The sequence below is a fragment of the Rhizobium sp. 007 genome (genome assembly GCF_015353075.1).
Lineage (GTDB): Bacteria > Pseudomonadota > Alphaproteobacteria > Rhizobiales > Rhizobiaceae > Rhizobium.
Window position 1 is genome coordinate 2,381,978 of record NZ_CP064187.1, and the last position, 14,824, is coordinate 2,396,801.

Annotated in this window: 13 protein-coding genes and 2 pseudogenes; 10 read left to right on the forward strand and 5 right to left on the reverse strand. The window is 60.9% G+C overall.

What is annotated here, in order from left to right; genetic code table 11:
• The first annotated feature begins 69 nt into the window (after positions 1 to 69).
• Both xdhB and xdhC read left to right on the forward strand, forming a co-directional pair.
• Entirely contained in the window at positions 70 to 2,409 is a 2,340-nt protein-coding gene (xdhB, locus tag ISN39_RS11985) for a xanthine dehydrogenase molybdopterin binding subunit (protein WP_194727638.1), read from the forward strand.
• Between the two features lie 169 nt (positions 2,410 to 2,578).
• A complete protein-coding gene (gene xdhC / locus ISN39_RS11990; protein WP_194727639.1) occupies positions 2,579 to 3,391 on the forward strand; it encodes a xanthine dehydrogenase accessory protein XdhC in 813 nt (270 codons plus the stop codon).
• Here the strand turns inward: xdhC and ISN39_RS11995 are convergent.
• Positions 3,367 to 3,570 carry a hypothetical protein gene (locus ISN39_RS11995; RefSeq protein WP_074070342.1) on the reverse strand — a complete coding sequence of 68 codons (204 nt, stop codon included), beginning with the start codon at positions 3,568 to 3,570 and terminating at the stop codon, positions 3,367 to 3,369. The two genes, xdhC and ISN39_RS11995, sit on opposite strands and share 25 nt — an antisense overlap.
• A 102-nt stretch (positions 3,571 to 3,672) precedes the next feature.
• Here ISN39_RS11995 and ISN39_RS12000 point away from each other — a divergent pair, with 102 nt between their 5' ends.
• Positions 3,673 to 4,569, forward strand: a complete 897-nt coding sequence (locus ISN39_RS12000) for a LysR substrate-binding domain-containing protein (protein WP_194727640.1) — start codon at positions 3,673 to 3,675, stop codon at positions 4,567 to 4,569.
• A gap of 6 nt (positions 4,570 to 4,575) precedes the next feature.
• On the opposite strand, the gene ISN39_RS12005 is transcribed toward ISN39_RS12000, so the two are convergent.
• Entirely contained in the window at positions 4,576 to 4,908 is a 333-nt protein-coding gene (locus ISN39_RS12005) for a hypothetical protein (protein WP_022714113.1), read from the reverse strand.
• 537 nt (positions 4,909 to 5,445) lie between these two features.
• Here ISN39_RS12005 and ISN39_RS12010 point away from each other — a divergent pair.
• From ISN39_RS12010 to ISN39_RS37870, 3 genes and pseudogenes are all read left to right on the forward strand, one after another.
• On the forward strand, positions 5,446 to 6,684 hold the full coding sequence (locus ISN39_RS12010; RefSeq protein ID WP_194727641.1) for a urate hydroxylase PuuD: 1,239 nt from the start codon (positions 5,446 to 5,448) through the stop codon (positions 6,682 to 6,684).
• Positions 6,681 to 7,994 (forward strand): guanine deaminase, encoded by a 1,314-nt coding sequence (gene guaD, locus ISN39_RS12015; RefSeq protein ID WP_194727642.1) that lies wholly within the window; start codon positions 6,681 to 6,683, stop codon positions 7,992 to 7,994. The genes ISN39_RS12010 and guaD overlap by 4 nt, the downstream gene beginning before the upstream one ends.
• Positions 7,993 to 8,278: pseudogene (locus ISN39_RS37870) on the forward strand (transcriptional regulator); the annotation flags it as partial. The gene guaD and the pseudogene ISN39_RS37870, both read left to right, overlap by 2 nt.
• Before the next feature lie 4 nt (positions 8,279 to 8,282).
• Here the strand turns inward: ISN39_RS37870 and ISN39_RS12025 are convergent.
• Positions 8,283 to 9,131: a LysR family transcriptional regulator gene (locus tag ISN39_RS12025; protein ID WP_194727643.1), complete on the reverse strand. Its 849-nt coding sequence runs from the start codon at positions 9,129 to 9,131 to the stop codon at positions 8,283 to 8,285.
• Positions 9,132 to 9,226: 95 nt separating this feature from the next.
• On the opposite strand from ISN39_RS12025, the gene ISN39_RS12030 reads away from it, so the two are divergent.
• Positions 9,227 to 10,192 carry a quinone oxidoreductase gene (locus tag ISN39_RS12030; protein ID WP_194727644.1) on the forward strand — a complete coding sequence of 322 codons (966 nt, stop codon included), beginning with the start codon at positions 9,227 to 9,229 and terminating at the stop codon, positions 10,190 to 10,192.
• A 76-nt stretch (positions 10,193 to 10,268) separates the two neighbouring features.
• Entirely contained in the window at positions 10,269 to 11,411 is a 1,143-nt protein-coding gene (locus tag ISN39_RS12035) for an alpha-hydroxy acid oxidase (RefSeq protein WP_194727645.1), read from the forward strand.
• 9 nt (positions 11,412 to 11,420) lie between these two features.
• Here the strand turns inward: ISN39_RS12035 and ISN39_RS36290 are convergent.
• Positions 11,421 to 11,673: pseudogene (locus ISN39_RS36290) on the reverse strand (transposase); the annotation flags it as partial.
• A gap of 261 nt (positions 11,674 to 11,934) precedes the next feature.
• Here ISN39_RS36290 and ISN39_RS12040 point away from each other — a divergent pair.
• The gene (locus ISN39_RS12040) at positions 11,935 to 12,339 is read left to right on the forward strand and encodes a hypothetical protein (protein ID WP_246763191.1); all 405 of its coding nucleotides are present in this window, start codon (positions 11,935 to 11,937) and stop codon (positions 12,337 to 12,339) included.
• A gap of 308 nt (positions 12,340 to 12,647) precedes the next feature.
• On the opposite strand, the gene ISN39_RS12045 is transcribed toward ISN39_RS12040, so the two are convergent.
• Entirely contained in the window at positions 12,648 to 13,271 is a 624-nt protein-coding gene (locus ISN39_RS12045) for an FMN-binding negative transcriptional regulator (protein WP_194727646.1), read from the reverse strand.
• Between the two features lie 27 nt (positions 13,272 to 13,298).
• Between ISN39_RS12045 and ISN39_RS12050 the strand changes: the two genes are divergently transcribed.
• Entirely contained in the window at positions 13,299 to 14,801 is a 1,503-nt protein-coding gene (locus tag ISN39_RS12050) for a PLP-dependent aminotransferase family protein (RefSeq protein ID WP_194727647.1), read from the forward strand.
• Positions 14,802 to 14,824 lie beyond the last annotated feature (23 nt).

Sequence of the window (14,824 nt, forward strand, 5' to 3'; positions counted from 1 at the left end):
GAGCATCCACGTCCGAGCGGCTAGAGTGGACACCAAGCGCCAGTGCAGGCAACTCGGAGGAGCCATCTGATGGATAAATCCACCTTCGACACCGCCAAGGTCATCATCAGCGGTCCCATGCACAGCGCACTGAAACATGATTCAGCGCATAAGCATGTCACCGGAACTGCCGATTATATCGACGATATTCCGGAACCCGCGGGCCTGCTGCACGGCGCGCTCGGAATGTCCGACCGCGCCCATGCCGAGATCCTCAGCATGGACCTTTCCGAAGTCCGCCGGCACCCCGGCGTCGTTTGGGTATTCACCGGCAAGGACGTGCCGGGCGTCAACGACGTCAGTTCAAACGGCAGCCATGACGAGCCGTTGCTTGCCGAAACCGAGGTCGAGTTCCACGGCCAGCCGGTCTTTGCGGTGATCGCCGAGACCCGCGATGCAGCACGGAAGGCCGCACAAAAGGCGAAGATCGAGTATCGCGATCTGCCGCACTGGAGCGATATCGACGGCGCGCTCGAAAACGGCAGCCCGCTCGTCATCGCGCCGATGACGCTGCAGCGCGGCGACGCCAAGGCCGAGATGGACAATGCCCCGCACCGGCTGAAAGGCCAAATGCGCATCGGCGGGCAGGAGCATTTTTACCTCGAAGGCCACGTCGCCATGGCGATCCCCGGCGAGGACGACGAGGTGACCGTCTGGTCCTCCACACAGCACCCGAGCGAAATCCAGCATATCGTCGGCCACGTGCTGAACATTCCGTCGAATGCCGTTACGGTGAATGTGCGCCGCATGGGCGGCGGCTTCGGCGGCAAGGAAACGCAGGGCAACCAGTTTGCAGCGCTTGCCGCAATTGCCGCCAAAAAGCTGAAACGTGCCGTTAAATTCCGCCCCGACCGCGACGAGGACATGAGCGCCACCGGCAAGCGCCACGACTTCCTGGTGGATTACGAGCTCGCCTTCGACAATGAAGGCCGCATCCACGCCGTCGACGCAACCTACGCGGCGCGCTGCGGCTTCTCGTCGGACCTGTCCGGCCCGGTGACGGACCGCGCCCTCTTCCATGCCGATTCCAGCTATTTCTATCCGCATGTGCATCTGACCTCGATGCCGCTGAAGACGCATACCCCCTCGAATACTGCCTTCCGCGGTTTCGGGGGGCCGCAGGGCATGCTGGGAGCCGAGCGCTTCATCGAGGAGATCGCTTATGCGATTGGCAAGGACCCGCTCGAAATCCGCAAACTGAACTTCTACGGTCAGCCCGGTTCCGGCCGCACGACGACGCCCTACCACCAGGACGTTGAAGACAACATCATCCTGCGCATCGTCGAGGAATTGGAGGAGAGCGCCAATTACCGGGCCCGCCGCAATGCCATCATCGGTTTCAATCGCGACAGCCGCTACATCCGCAAGGGCATTGCGCTGACGCCGGTGAAATTCGGCATCTCCTTCACAATGACCGCCTTCAACCAGGCGGGCGCCCTGGTGCATATCTATCAGGACGGTTCGATCCATCTGAACCATGGCGGCACGGAGATGGGCCAGGGCCTTTATACCAAGGTGGCGCAGGTGCTGTCCGACAGCTTCCAGGTCGATATCGACCGCGTGAAGATCACCGCGACGACCACCGGCAAGGTTCCGAATACGTCTGCGACCGCCGCCTCCTCCGGTTCCGACCTGAACGGCATGGCCGCCTATGACGCTGCGCGGCAGATCAAGGAGCGGCTCGTTGCCTTCGCCGCAGACAAATGGAGCGTCGATCCGGCAGAAATCGTCTTTTTGCCGAACCGGGTGCGCGTCGGCGAGAAGGAAGTCCCCTTCCCCGATTTCATCAAGCAAGCCTATTTCGCCCGCGTGCAGCTCTCGGCAGCGGGCTTCTACAAGACGCCGAAAATCCACTGGGATCGGGCAGCAGGGCGCGGCACGCCGTTCTATTATTTCGCGTATGGCGCCGCCTGCAGCGAAGTCTCGATCGACACCCTGACCGGCGAATACCTGATCGACCGCACCGACATCCTGCACGACGTCGGCCGCTCGCTGAATCCGGCGATCGACATCGGCCAGGTGGAAGGCGGCTTCGTGCAGGGCATGGGCTGGCTGACGACGGAAGAACTCTGGTGGGACGACAAGGGCCGGCTGCGCACGCATGCGCCCTCGACCTACAAGATCCCGCTTGCCTCCGACCGGCCGAAGATCTTCAACGTCCGTCTCGCCGAATGGTCGGAAAATGCCGAGCCCACCATCGGCCGCTCAAAGGCCGTCGGCGAACCGCCGCTCATGCTGGCGATCTCCGTGCTCGAAGCACTCTCGATGGCGGTGGCCAGCGTCGCCGACTACAAGGTCTGCCCACGGCTCGACGCCCCGGCAACACCGGAGCGGGTCCTGATGGCGGTGGAGCGGATGAAGCGGGTGTGAGAGTGGCTGGCTTACTGATGCCTCAAGCCAAGGTGAATGAGCGGGGGAGCAAGACTTGCCCGGCTAGAGGCAGTGACTCCCTGCAATCAGCAGGCTGCGATAATTTCATATCAGTCTTCCCACTTGTGAGGGAGGTGTCACGCAGGACAGAGGGGGGTGCTTTCGCGCCATGACGTCCTCTTTCCTCGCCTTCACGTCCGCTCACCCCGCCATCATCCTCATCGACATTGTCGAAACCCAAGGCTCCACGCCGCGCGAAGCCGGCACCTTCATGCTCGTCGCCGAAAATGCCACCTGGGGCACGATCGGCGGCGGGCAGTTGGAGTTCATGGTGATCCGCAACGCACGAGACCTGCTTATAGGCAGCGGCAGGGCGACCATGAATATTCCGCTTGGGCCGGAGATCGGGCAATGTTGCGGCGGGCGTGCTGAGTTGCGGTTCCGGCGGGTGACGGATGATCTGATGACAGAGCTGAAAGCAAGGCAGGCCGAAGAAACGTCACGCTTTCCGGACGTCTATGTTTTCGGCGCAGGCCATGTCGGGCATGCGCTCGCGGCCGCACTTGCGCCGCTGCCGCTCTTCGTGACAGTGGTCGAGACGCGTAAGGAAGAGCTTGCAAACCTGCCATCGGAAGCGAAGACGCAGCTTACGCCGATGCCGGAAGCGCTGGTGAAGGAGATGCCCGCGGGCTCCGCCGTCGTCATCCTGACGCACGACCATGCGTTGGACTTTCTGATCGCCCGCGAGGCGCTGGCGAGAACCGATCTTGCCTATACCGGCATGATCGGCTCGGCCACGAAACGGGCAGCCTTTGCAAACTGGCTTTCGCGCGAAGGCGGCGAGCGGAACTGGCTCGACCGCCTCACCCTGCCGATCGGCGGCTCGGTTGTCAGGGACAAGCGGCCGGACGTGATCGCCGCCATGACCGCTGCCGAAATACTGACGGCACTTTCGGCCTATCGGCAGAGATCGCTCTCGTAACGGGGATCGCGCCCGTCCAGGAAGCCAAGATCGCGCTTTACACGATCGGGAACGCCGTCGAGATCGAGCCGCGACGGGTGGAAGATCTTGCCATAAGCCCACCCTGTCACGCCTGAAACAAGTGACAAAAGCGAAAGATTGACGAGATTTGTGTTCTCTTCGATAGCATGGCAATCCATGACGTCACCCTTGTTCAACTGATGCTGAGGCTTGCAGATTGCCGCTAAAAATGGTGCAATTCCAATCGAACAACCGTCTATGTGCATAAAGAGAACTTATCCATGAAGCTGTCGAAACAGTTCCCGCTGAATGCGCTGCGCGTCTTCGAAGCCGTGGCGCGGCTTCGCAGCTTCACGAAGGCGGGCGAAGAGCTCGGCATGACGCAGACGGCTGTGAGTTATCAGGTGAAACTGCTGGAGGAGAGTATCGGCGAACCGCTGTTCCTGCGCCGCCCGCGCCAGATCAGCCTGACGGATACCGGCGAACGGCTGGCGCCGAGGGTGACGGAAGGTTTTGCCATCCTGAGCGAAGCAGTCGCCTCCGTCAGCGCCGCAGCAGAAGAAATGCTGCTTATCCACTCGACTCCGACCTTTGCGGCGCAGTGGCTGGCGAGACATATAGGCTCGTTTCACCTGAAATATCCGAGCACTGCCGTAAGATTGAAAACCTCAGACACGCTGATCGATTTTTCGCGCGAGTCCGCGGATCTCGCACTCCGCAGCGGCAAAGGCAACTGGCCGGGCCTGCGTTCCCATATGCTGATGAAGGTGACGTTTACGCCGATGCTGGCGCCCGCATTGGCCGAGTCGATCGGCGGCATCCATTCACCGGCCGACCTGCTGAAGCTGCGGCTGATCGATGCCGGAGACCCTTGGTGGCTCCAGTGGTTCACCGAGGCCGGCGTACCAAACCCCGATCTTGCCGGTCGTCCTCGCTCAAGGCTCGGCGCGCAGTCCTTTGAAGCAAGTGCCGCAATTGCCGGCCAAGGCGTTGCGATCTTGACGCCGGAATTTTATTCGGACGATCTCGCCGCCGGTAGGCTCTGCCAGCCCTTCGACCTCGTCTGCTACGACGGCGCCGACTACTGGCTCGCCTATCCGGAAAGCCGAAGGAATGTGCCGAAGATCAGGGCCTTCCGGAACTGGATCATCGGCGAGATGGACGCACACGCTCTCTGAGCGCGCTCAATAGCCCATTTCCGGCGCGTAAAAGCAGCGCGGCGTGTCCTCGTTCGGGAACAGGCAGAGGTGATATTCGCCATCGCCGGATTGCATCGCCTTCGTCATCGGCAGCATGAAGACATGCGCCCGCGTCACCAGCCGGTGGTCGCCGGGCAACAGCGTCACCCGATACCCTCTGGGCGTCACCTTGACGCTTTTCGAAGGAATCATCTGGCAATCGCCAGTATGGTTGTCGCCATTGCAACAGAAGGGTTCGTAAGACCAACCCGCTGGCGCGTCGTGGGCACTTACACTCGACGCGAACGCAATCATCACACCTGCCAGAATGCTGCGCATGGGCATCTTCTCCGTCGATGAATGCGCCGCCTCAATGCGGTTTCCACCTCATCCTGGCGGCCCATAATGGTAATTGTAACCGAGTCGTGACATTTCAAGGATCACTAAATTCTGCAGTGCAACATACTCAAACCAGACTTGCTGCCTTAAACCGTCCGCAACTTTCAATGACCTCACGGTCACATAATCCATGCTGACGGAGACCGAATTGAGGCTTATCGTGCGGAAATGCGTGACGGCAATGCTCTCGGGGGCAGCCTCAATCGCGGCCGAAAGATCGGTGTTACCCGTTTGAGACGCTCGGCAGAGCTCGACCTTTTGGCAGCCCTGCTTCGATCAAGCCAGCCCTGACGATTAAACTGCCAGGACTTTCACAGAAATGAATTGCGCGGACAGCAAATCCTCTGCCTTCACAATAATCGAGGGAAACAATCGCCGATGCGTGCTCCTCGGCAAGCAAGCGGCTGACGTCTTTCCCCTTCCCTCCCGCAGCAACTTTCTGCAATGTGGCGAGTCGGAGGAAGACAGGGGAACTGAATGTATGAATATGCCATAGCGTGGGAATGGCTGGCTTTTGCGACACGCTGGTTTCACGTCATCACCGCGATCGCCTGGATCGGCTCGTCCTTCTATTTCATCGCGCTTGATCTCGGGCTGGTGAAGCGTCCGCATCTTCCGCCGGGCGCCTATGGCGAGGAGTGGCAGGTGCATGGCGGCGGCTTCTACCACATCCAGAAGTATCTGGTGGCGCCGGCGCAGATGCCGGAGCATCTGACCTGGTTCAAATACGAAAGCTACTTCACTTGGCTCTCCGGCTTCCTGATGCTCTGCATCGTTTATTACGGCGGAGCGGACCTCTTCCTCATCGACCGCCATGTGCTGGACATCAGCGCGCCTGTCGCGATCCTGATCTCGCTCGCCTCGCTGGCCGTCGGCTGGATCGTCTACGACCTGCTCTGCAAGTCGCCGCTCGGCAAGAACACCTGGGGCCTGATGGCGGTGCTCTACGGCGTGATCGTCTTCATGGCCTGGGGCTATACGCAGCTCTTCACCGGCCGCGCCGCCTTCCTGCATCTCGGCGCCTTCACGGCGACGATCATGTCGGCCAACGTCTTTATGATCATCATCCCCAACCAGAAGATCGTCGTCGCCGACCTTATCGCCGGACGCACGCCGGATCCGAAATACGGCGCGGTCGCCAAGCAGCGCTCACTACACAACAACTACCTGACGCTGCCAGTCATCTTCTTCATGCTGTCGAACCACTATCCGCTGGCCTTCGGCACCGCCTTCAACTGGGTGATCGCAGCCCTCGTCTTCCTGATGGGCGTCACCATCCGCCACTGGTTCAACACGACGCACGCACGCAAGGGGCGCCCGACCTGGACCTGGATCGCGACAGTCATCCTCTTCATCATCATCATGTGGCTTTCGACGGTGCCTAAGGTGCTGACCGGTGGAAGCGAAACGGCTGCCGTCGCGCCGGCCTTCCATCAGTTTGCGGGTGATCCCCACTTCCCTGCGGTCAAGGAGGTGATCGGCACACGCTGTTCGATGTGTCATGCCGCCGAGCCAGTCTATGAGGGCCTTGCCCGGCCGCCGAACGGCGTCATCTTCGAAAACGACGCGGAAATCGCCGCCCATGCGCGTGAAATCTATATACAGGCAGGCCGCAGCCATGCCATGCCGCCCGGCAACGTGACGGAGATCACGTCGGACGAGCGGAAACTGCTCGTCGCCTGGTTCGAAAGCGCAGTCGAAGGCAAACAGCAATGATGACCAAACTCCTGCGCGGGCGCCTGCTCTCGTTCAAGCGCGCGCCCCTCAGCGTCACTGATACGGACAGCTACCGCTACGAGAGCGACGGCGGCCTGCTGATCGAGGCAGGCAAGATCGCGGCGATCGGCGCCTATTCCGACATCAGGAAGAAGGCTCCGGCAGATGCGGTCGAGATCGACCACCGCCCATACCTCATTATGCCGGGCTTCATCGACACGCATCTGCATTTTCCGCAGATGCAGGTGATCGCCTCGTACGCAGCCAACCTGCTCGAATGGCTGAACACCTACACCTTCCCGGAAGAATGCCGCTTCGTCGAAACCGCGCATGCCGAAAAGATCGCGTCGCATTTCTACGACGAACTGGCCCGCCACGGCACGACGACGGCTGCCGCCTATTGCTCCGTCCATAAGACCTCCGCCGACGCCTACTTCTCGGAGGCCATGCGCCGCAACATGTGCATGGTCGGCGGCAAGGTGATGATGGACCGCAATGCCCCGCAGGGCCTGCTCGACACGCCTGAGATGGGCTATGACGAAACGCGGCAGGTGATTGCCGACTGGCACGGCAAGGGCCGAAACCACGTCGCCATCACCCCGCGCTTCGCCATCACTTCGACGCCGCAGCAGATGGCGGCGGCCGAGGCTCTCGCCCAGGAATTTCCGGACCTGCACATCCAGACGCATCTTTCGGAAAACCACGATGAGATCAGGTTCACCTGCGAGCTTTATCCGGACGCGATCGACTACACCGATATCTACGCCCGCTACGGCCTGCTAGGCCCGAAGAGCCTCTTCGGCCACTGCATTCACCTCTCCGAGCGCGAGGCAGATGCCATGAGCGAAGCCGGTTCGGTTGCAGTCCATTGCCCGACCTCGAACCTCTTCCTCGGCTCCGGCCTCTTCCCGCTGAAGGCACTGGCGCGCCGCGAAAAAACCGTCAGGATCGGCGTTGCCACCGACATCGGCGGCGGCTCCAGCTATTCGATGCTGCGCACCATGGACGAAGCCTACAAGATCCAGCAGCTCCTCGGCGAGCGCCTCAACCCGCTCGAAAGCTATTATTACATGACGCTCGGCAACGCCGAGGCGCTCTCGCTCGCCGATAGCATCGGCACCCTGGATGAAGGCACGGACGCCGATCTCGTCGTCCTCAACGCCGCGGCAACGCCTGCCATGGCGTTGAAGATGGACGTGGTGAAGACGCTGCCGGAAGAACTTTTCCTGCTCCAGACGATGGGCGACGACCGGGCGATCGCGGAGACTTATGTGGCGGGCAAGGCAGCGAAGAGCAGCCTCACTCTCTGAAGCAGACAAACTGGACATTCTCGCGACGCTCATCGATGCTTATGAGGCGTCACACTCTCCAATCCATCTGCCCGACCCAGTCGCCGCCATTCTATTTACGCATGCATCAACAGGGCTTGAGCTGCAAGGACCTTCAACCGATGCTCGGCAGCCTTGGACGCGTAGCGGAAATTCTCAATCGCAGGCGATCCCTCTCGCTTGAAATGATCCGCCGGCTGCATGAGCATCTCGAGATTCCGACCGACATCTTGATCCAGCCGATCCGTACCAACAACACGGCATAGGATATCAATACGACCAGCTTTTCTTCAAAGCCCCCATCACTGCGCGGATGATCGGGACATTCCTGATGTCGGAGTGAACGACAAGCCAGACTTCGCGCGTCAGCGGCTTGGGCTCCCGAACGGCCTTCACGAGGCCATCCAAGCCGGCAAGGAGGAAATTCGGCAGGAGGGCGACACCGCCGCCGGCCCTCGCGGCGGAAAGCTGGAACTCGAGGGTCGTGGCCTTGATGGACAGTTTTCGCCCATTCGCCACCTCGAGCAGGCGAGTTGACTGCGGCGAGCTTGACATGGTTTCGTCATAGGCGATGAAGTTCCAGTCCTCTTCCGGCACACAAGCCAGATAAGTTGGCGCCGCATAGAAGCCAAATGCCACGTCGCCAAGCTTGGTGATGGTAAAGTCGCCCTGTTCCGGTTTCGTCATGCGGACCGCGATGTCCGCCTCCCGCCGGTCGAGCGAGGCGTATCGCGTCTCGCCGACAATGGTGATGGCGATGTCCGGATGGTTGCGCCGGAGCTCGACGAGCGGCCCGGCAAGCAGCGCGGCCGCAAGCGTCGGCGGTGCGCTTACCTTGACATCGCCGGCAAGCCTGCCGCCGGCAGCAAGGCTCACACGTTCGATCGCCCGCGCCTCCTCCCCCATGCGCTCGGCCATCGCCGCGACCCGCTGCCCCTCAGCCGTCAGCGATATGCGCCGTCCGCGCCGGTCGACGAGCTTCACGCCCATCTGCGCCTCCAGGCCGGCGACGCGGCGGGCGACCGTCGCATGCTCCACGGCGAGCGAGCGGGCAGCGCCGAGCAAAGTGCCAGTCTGCGCCAGGGCCGCGAAATAGCGAAGATTTTCCCAATCGAACATTGATCATTTTTTCCCATTAATTGGCAGACAATAGGGAATTTCCGATCAACAGGCCATCGGCCATGATTGCTGCGACAGCAAACCGGAGCACAGTCATGGACAAGATCGTTACACTTCAGGCGCCGGGCGGTATCGAGCAATTGCAGGTCCTGGAGCACACACCGCAGCAGCCTGGCCCCAATGAGATCCGCATACGGCATGAAGCGATCGGCATGAATTTTGTCGACATCTACCATCGGAAGGGCATCTATCCCTTGCCAGCCTATCCGGCAGTCCTGGGCGTCGAGGGCGCGGGCATCGTAGAGGCTGTTGGTACCGGCGCCGTCGAGGTGAAACCGGGTGACCGCGTTGCCTATGCCGGCGTGGTCGGCGCCTATGCCGCAACGCGCCTGCTCCCCGCCGCGCGCGCCATCCGACTTCCGGACGAAATTCCATCACGCCTCGCCGCAAGCTCGATGCTGAAGGGCATGACTGCCTACATGCTGCTGACGCAGACCTACAAGGTCGCCCCCGGCACGATCGTCCTCGTGCATGCGGCAGCCGGCGGGCTCGGCGCCATTCTGGTTCAATGGGCAAGGCATCTCGGAGCAACAGTTATCGGGACCGTCAGTTCAGCGCAAAAGGCAGTGCTCGCCTGCAACCATGGCGCCGACCACCTGATCGTCGGGCGCGATGCGGATGTCGTCGGCGAAGTGAAGCGGCTGACTGGCGGCCGCGGCGTTGATGCCGCCTATGACGGCATCGGCGGCAGCATGCTGTCCAAGACCATCCAATGCCTGCGGCCATTCGGCGTCGCCGCAACGATCGGCCAGGCCGGCGGCCCGATACCGCCTGTCGCTGTCGAGGAGCTGCGCCCCGGAAAATCTCTCGCCCATCCGAGCATCATCGCCTATGTCGCCGACCTCGATAACTACACAGGGGCGGCCAAAGCCGTGGTCGAGATTCTGCGTTCCGGCATCACCGCAACGATTGCCGGAGAATACGCTTTGCCCGACGCCGCCAAGGCGCAGCAAGTCCTCGAAGAAGGACGTGCTGCGGGTAGTCTCATTCTAGTTCCATAGGCGACGAAAGAGATACCCAACAGCTTGGAAATCATGTTAAGGGCCACGGCACTATCCAGATGCGAAAGTCTCGTCCATGGCCACTCCTCTCACCATCGCTGACCTCAAGCAACTCGCCCAGCGCCGCGTGCCGAAAATGTTCTTCGACTATGCGGATTCCGGTGCCTGGACGGAGTCGACCTATCAGGCGAATGAGAGCGATTACGCCAAGATCAAGCTGCGCCAGCGCGTACTCGTCGACATGACGAACCGCACGCTGGAAACGACGATGATCGGCCAGAAAGTCTCGATGCCGGTGGCGCTCGCGCCAACCGGCTTGACGGGCATGCAGCATGCCGACGGAGAGATGCTGGCTGCCCGCGCGGCCGAGGAATTCGGCGTTCCCTTCACGCTCTCGACCATGAGCATCTGCTCGATCGAGGATGTCGCCTCGGTGACGACGCGGCCGTTCTGGTTCCAGCTCTATGTGATGAAGGACAAGGACTTCGTCATCGACCTCATCAATCGCGCCAAGGCGGCCAAGTGTTCGGCGCTGGTGCTGACCGCTGACCTGCAGATCCTCGGCCAGCGGCATAAGGACCTGCGCAACGGCCTCTCGGCCCCGCCGAAATTCACGCCGAAGCATATCTGGCAAATGGCGACGCGCCCCTTCTGGTGCCTCGACATGCTGAAGACGAAGCACCGCACCTTCGGCAACATCGTCGGCCACGCCAAGAATGTTTCCGACCTCTCCTCGCTGTCTTCCTGGACGGCCGAGCAGTTCGATCCGCAGCTCTCCTGGGCCGACGTCGCCTGGATCAAGGAAAAGTGGGGCGGCCCGTTGATCATCAAGGGCATTCTCGATGTCGAGGACGCGAAGGCCGCAGCCGAGACGGGGGCCGACGCAATCGTCGTCTCCAACCATGGCGGCCGTCAGCTCGACGGCGCCCCTTCCTCGATCAGCATGCTCCCGCAGATCGTCGATGCCGTGGGACATAAGATCGAGATCCATCTCGACGGCGGCATCCGCTCCGGCCAGGACGTGCTGAAGGCCGTGGCGCTCGGCGCTAAGGGCACCTATATCGGCCGTCCCTTCCTCTACGGCCTCGGCGCCATGGGCAAAGAAGGCGTGACACTGGCGCTCGGCATCCTCCGCAAGGAGATGGACATCACCATGGCGCTCTGCGGCAAACGCGACATCAACGACGTCAACTCCTCAATCATCGCCGGGAGGCAGTAGCGCTCGCAAGAGGTGGACCTCCTCGCAAGGTCGCCGTTCCGACCGGATGCCCGTGCAGTAGCCGATGATCAGGCATCCGCATCATCAGCTCAGGATCAATCGAAGGACGGCCAGTGTTGCTATAGAACGGCTTCAACTGCGTTCGAACGCTGTCGAGGTCGAGATGACGGTCGACCCCACGCAGAAGGTGGTCCGCAGGAACGTGGTCATCAAGACTGAAGTCGTAGAAGAGCTGCGCCGGAGCCGCCTGACATCCCATCATCGCCCAATCCTCCGCAAATCAATGCGACGATTGAATCACGACACGACAGCGCCAGCAACGCCTAGTTTTTCAACGGTATCCGCCCAGAAGCGGCCACTCTGCCGACCCAATAGTCTCCATTATGGAAGGCAGCTCCAACTCGGAGCAACCAGTTCCGTGGTGTCATGGGCGTCGGTTACTCAGAGCGCCTTCTGACCGCATAGGCCTTTATGGTACCATTCTGATGCTGTGCATTATGGAATTGAGTTAAGGAACTGAGCATTGACACAACCCGCAGCCGATAAGGTCCGCTTTAAATTTGTCACGCAATGTCCAAGGGATGATGGCTGCGGCATTTTCGTCTTGCAGATGCTGACGGGCAAACCCTACGACCAAATTGCCAGCATGATCGATTGGGGCGTTCAGACCAATCATTACACAACGTGGAAAGAACTGCGCGGCGTCCTGACCGAGTTGGGCTGGCATACTCGCGGATTATGCAAGGCAAAGAGCTGGGGCGATGTTCGGGGGGTAGCGGTAGTCCATGTCGAAGGAGACCACTTTATCCTCTACGACGCCGATAACGGTATCTTCTATGATCCTGGGCAATCAGATGGCCCCGATCTGCATACCCGCCTCGTTCCTATGAGCTTCCTTCCAGTGCAATCGCCAGAGAATGGTGCATAAATCAAGAAATGTGGACCACTCTCCGGCCCTGCCCTTCCAACAGCTTGCAGCGTTCAAAACTCAGGTGCAGTCAATGGCCGCATTGTGCCGACTGCGGAAGCTTAGCCTTGGCCGGATTGCGCCCAGGAGCGAACATCATTGTTCGTCCGCTCGACATTCCTCTTCTACGTTTCAAGTGGCTGTCAGTATCATTAGCTCATCGGCCTCTTGGAAAAGACCAGTCCGAACCCGAGCGCGATCATTGCGAATCCTGAAAACTCGCGGATGCGCCGGAACGCGCCGGATGAAGATCGGGAAGGCCGCCGTCGTCAACCTGGGACCATCTGAGACACGATCCGATCCATCTCTTTTGTGCTTCCCGACAGGCCTGCCCTCACTCCGGCCCGGTCGGCGTCGGGCCTGTTCTGGCTCATCTTGCACTTGCCCTCCAACCTGCGGATCGACATGCGCATGCCAACGATCCCGCGGAGCTGCGCGGCGATGAACGCGGATGGCGCGTCGTTGACCGACCAAGGGTGGCTTCGGCCGCTCTCGTGCAAATTGGTAAGCTTGTCGACCACCGCGAGGAGACGATCCGCATCTTCGAAGAACTCGATCGGACCCATCGCATGCACCGCCGAGTAGTTCCAGGTCGGCACGACCTTGCCATGTTCCGCCTTTGAAGCGTACCAGGAGGGCGTAATGTAGGCTTCGGGCCCCGTGAAGACAGCCAGCCCGTCTCCGATCATTGTCGACGACCATTGCTTGTTGGCCCGAGCGAGGTGGGCGTAAATCACGCCGAACTCGCCCTCGGTCTCATCGATAAACGTCGGCAACAACGTCGCCATCGGCCCATCGGGTGTCGCGGTTATCAGGTTTGCCGTCCGACATTCACGCATCATCCGATGGAGATTAACGATGTCCTCGACGACGAAAGCGGGGGGATTGTACATTTAGATTCTCCTTGCATTGATATCGTAATGCACTTCAACTGGCTCGAATTGAACGTCCAGTTCAGGAGGATTTCAGTGGGCCAGTTGAAAGACAGGTCGAGGAACGTCGGGACGACCCGAAGGATCGTGGAAAGCCTGCGGGACCAAATTGCGACCGGTGTGTACGCGCCAGGCGATAGGTTGCCCTCGACGCGCGCCCTGGCCGTCGACCTCGGTGTTTCGCGTACCACAGTCACCGCCGCCTTCGACCAGTTGATCTCGGAGGGCTATGTCGTCAGCCGCCAAGGCTCCGCGAGTGTGGTGGCGGAGATTGGGCCGATGCGACATCGTCAGCCAGACGAGAAATCCGGCCCGGCAATCCCGAGGCTGTCATCGTATGCGCAGCGGCTCTCGCAACTGCCCGAGGGAGCTTCCCCTGTCCATTCCGGCCTGGCATTCAATTTCCGCTATGGGGACCTGTCGGCGGCGGATTTTCCCACGCTTCTGTGGCGGCGAGCACTGACCGAGGCGCTTCTCAAAACCAAAGGATGTCTCGCCTACGGGGTTCCCGCCGGAAATCCGGTCTTGAGGAAGGAATTGCAGGGATACCTCTGGCGTGCGAGGGGCATCAGATGCGAATCCGAGCAGATCGTGGTGGTGTCCGGTTCGCAACAAGGGCTCGACCTTTGTGCCCGCGTCCTGGTCGACACGGGCGACCGGGTCGTCATGGAGGAACCGGGTTACGTGATGGCTCGTCACGTGTTCGTGGCCGCCGGCGCGTCGGTGATCCCTGTTCCCTGCGATGATGGCGGCCTCGACGCCGCGGCCGTCGAAGACGTTCGCGACGCCGTGCTCGCCTATGTCACGCCCAGTCACCAGTATCCGCTCGGCGGCGTGTTGTCCGTCGGGAGAAGGGAGGCACTGCTGCGGTGGGCCGATGAAACCGGGGCATACATCCTCGAAGACGACTATGACGGTGAGTACCGCTATGACGTCAAACCCATACCGCCGCTCTACCAATCGCGCAGCGGGCGGGTCATATATCTCGGGACCATATCGAAGACGTTGTCGCCGACGCTCAGGCTTGGGTATCTGGTCCTCCCCGAGAACCTCGTCCAGGTGTTCTCCAAGTGCAAGCAGGCCGTGGACCGTCACAGTCCGGCCCACGACCAGGAGGCGTTCGCGAGCCTGCTAGAGAGCGGAGCCTATGAGCGCCATGTTCGGAAGATGCGGAGGGTAAACGCCGAGCGGCGCGCCGCTCTGATTGAGGCCTTACGGAAGACCTTCGACAACATTGAGGTCGTCGGCTCGTCGGCAGGGCTTCACCTCGTAGTCTGGTTCAACGGTCTTAAACCCGAGAACGAGGTCGACTTGGCGGCCGAGGCGTTGAAACTCGGAGTAGGCATCTATCCTGTCGATCCGCTGTACGCGGGACAACGCCCCCGGCGTGCGGGATTTGTGTTCGGCTACGCCACAACGACTCCCGCTGAGATCAAAAGTGGGATTGAGCTTCTTCGGCGGGTTCTCGGAAATCGCGACGCTTTCATTTGAACGAAGGAACGCCGCGTCGAGCT

Coding starts and splice junctions, on each gene's coding strand:
- ISN39_RS12010 (WP_194727641.1), top strand. CDS start 5,446: ATGTATGAATATGCCATAGCGTGGGAATGGCTGGCTTTTGCGACACGC.
- guaD (WP_194727642.1), top strand. CDS start 6,681: ATGATGACCAAACTCCTGCGCGGGCGCCTGCTCTCGTTCAAGCGCGCG.
- ISN39_RS12045 (WP_194727646.1), bottom strand. CDS start 13,271: ATGTACAATCCCCCCGCTTTCGTCGTCGAGGACATCGTTAATCTCCAT.
- ISN39_RS12030 (WP_194727644.1), top strand. CDS start 9,227: ATGGACAAGATCGTTACACTTCAGGCGCCGGGCGGTATCGAGCAATTG.
- ISN39_RS12025 (WP_194727643.1), bottom strand. CDS start 9,131: ATGTTCGATTGGGAAAATCTTCGCTATTTCGCGGCCCTGGCGCAGACT.
- ISN39_RS12050 (WP_194727647.1), top strand. CDS start 13,299: ATGCACTTCAACTGGCTCGAATTGAACGTCCAGTTCAGGAGGATTTCA.
- ISN39_RS12035 (WP_194727645.1), top strand. CDS start 10,269: ATGGCCACTCCTCTCACCATCGCTGACCTCAAGCAACTCGCCCAGCGC.
- ISN39_RS12000 (WP_194727640.1), top strand. CDS start 3,673: ATGAAGCTGTCGAAACAGTTCCCGCTGAATGCGCTGCGCGTCTTCGAA.
- xdhB (WP_194727638.1), top strand. CDS start 70: ATGGATAAATCCACCTTCGACACCGCCAAGGTCATCATCAGCGGTCCC.
- ISN39_RS12005 (WP_022714113.1), bottom strand. CDS start 4,908: ATGCGCAGCATTCTGGCAGGTGTGATGATTGCGTTCGCGTCGAGTGTA.
- ISN39_RS11995 (WP_074070342.1), bottom strand. CDS start 3,570: ATGGATTGCCATGCTATCGAAGAGAACACAAATCTCGTCAATCTTTCG.
- xdhC (WP_194727639.1), top strand. CDS start 2,579: ATGACGTCCTCTTTCCTCGCCTTCACGTCCGCTCACCCCGCCATCATC.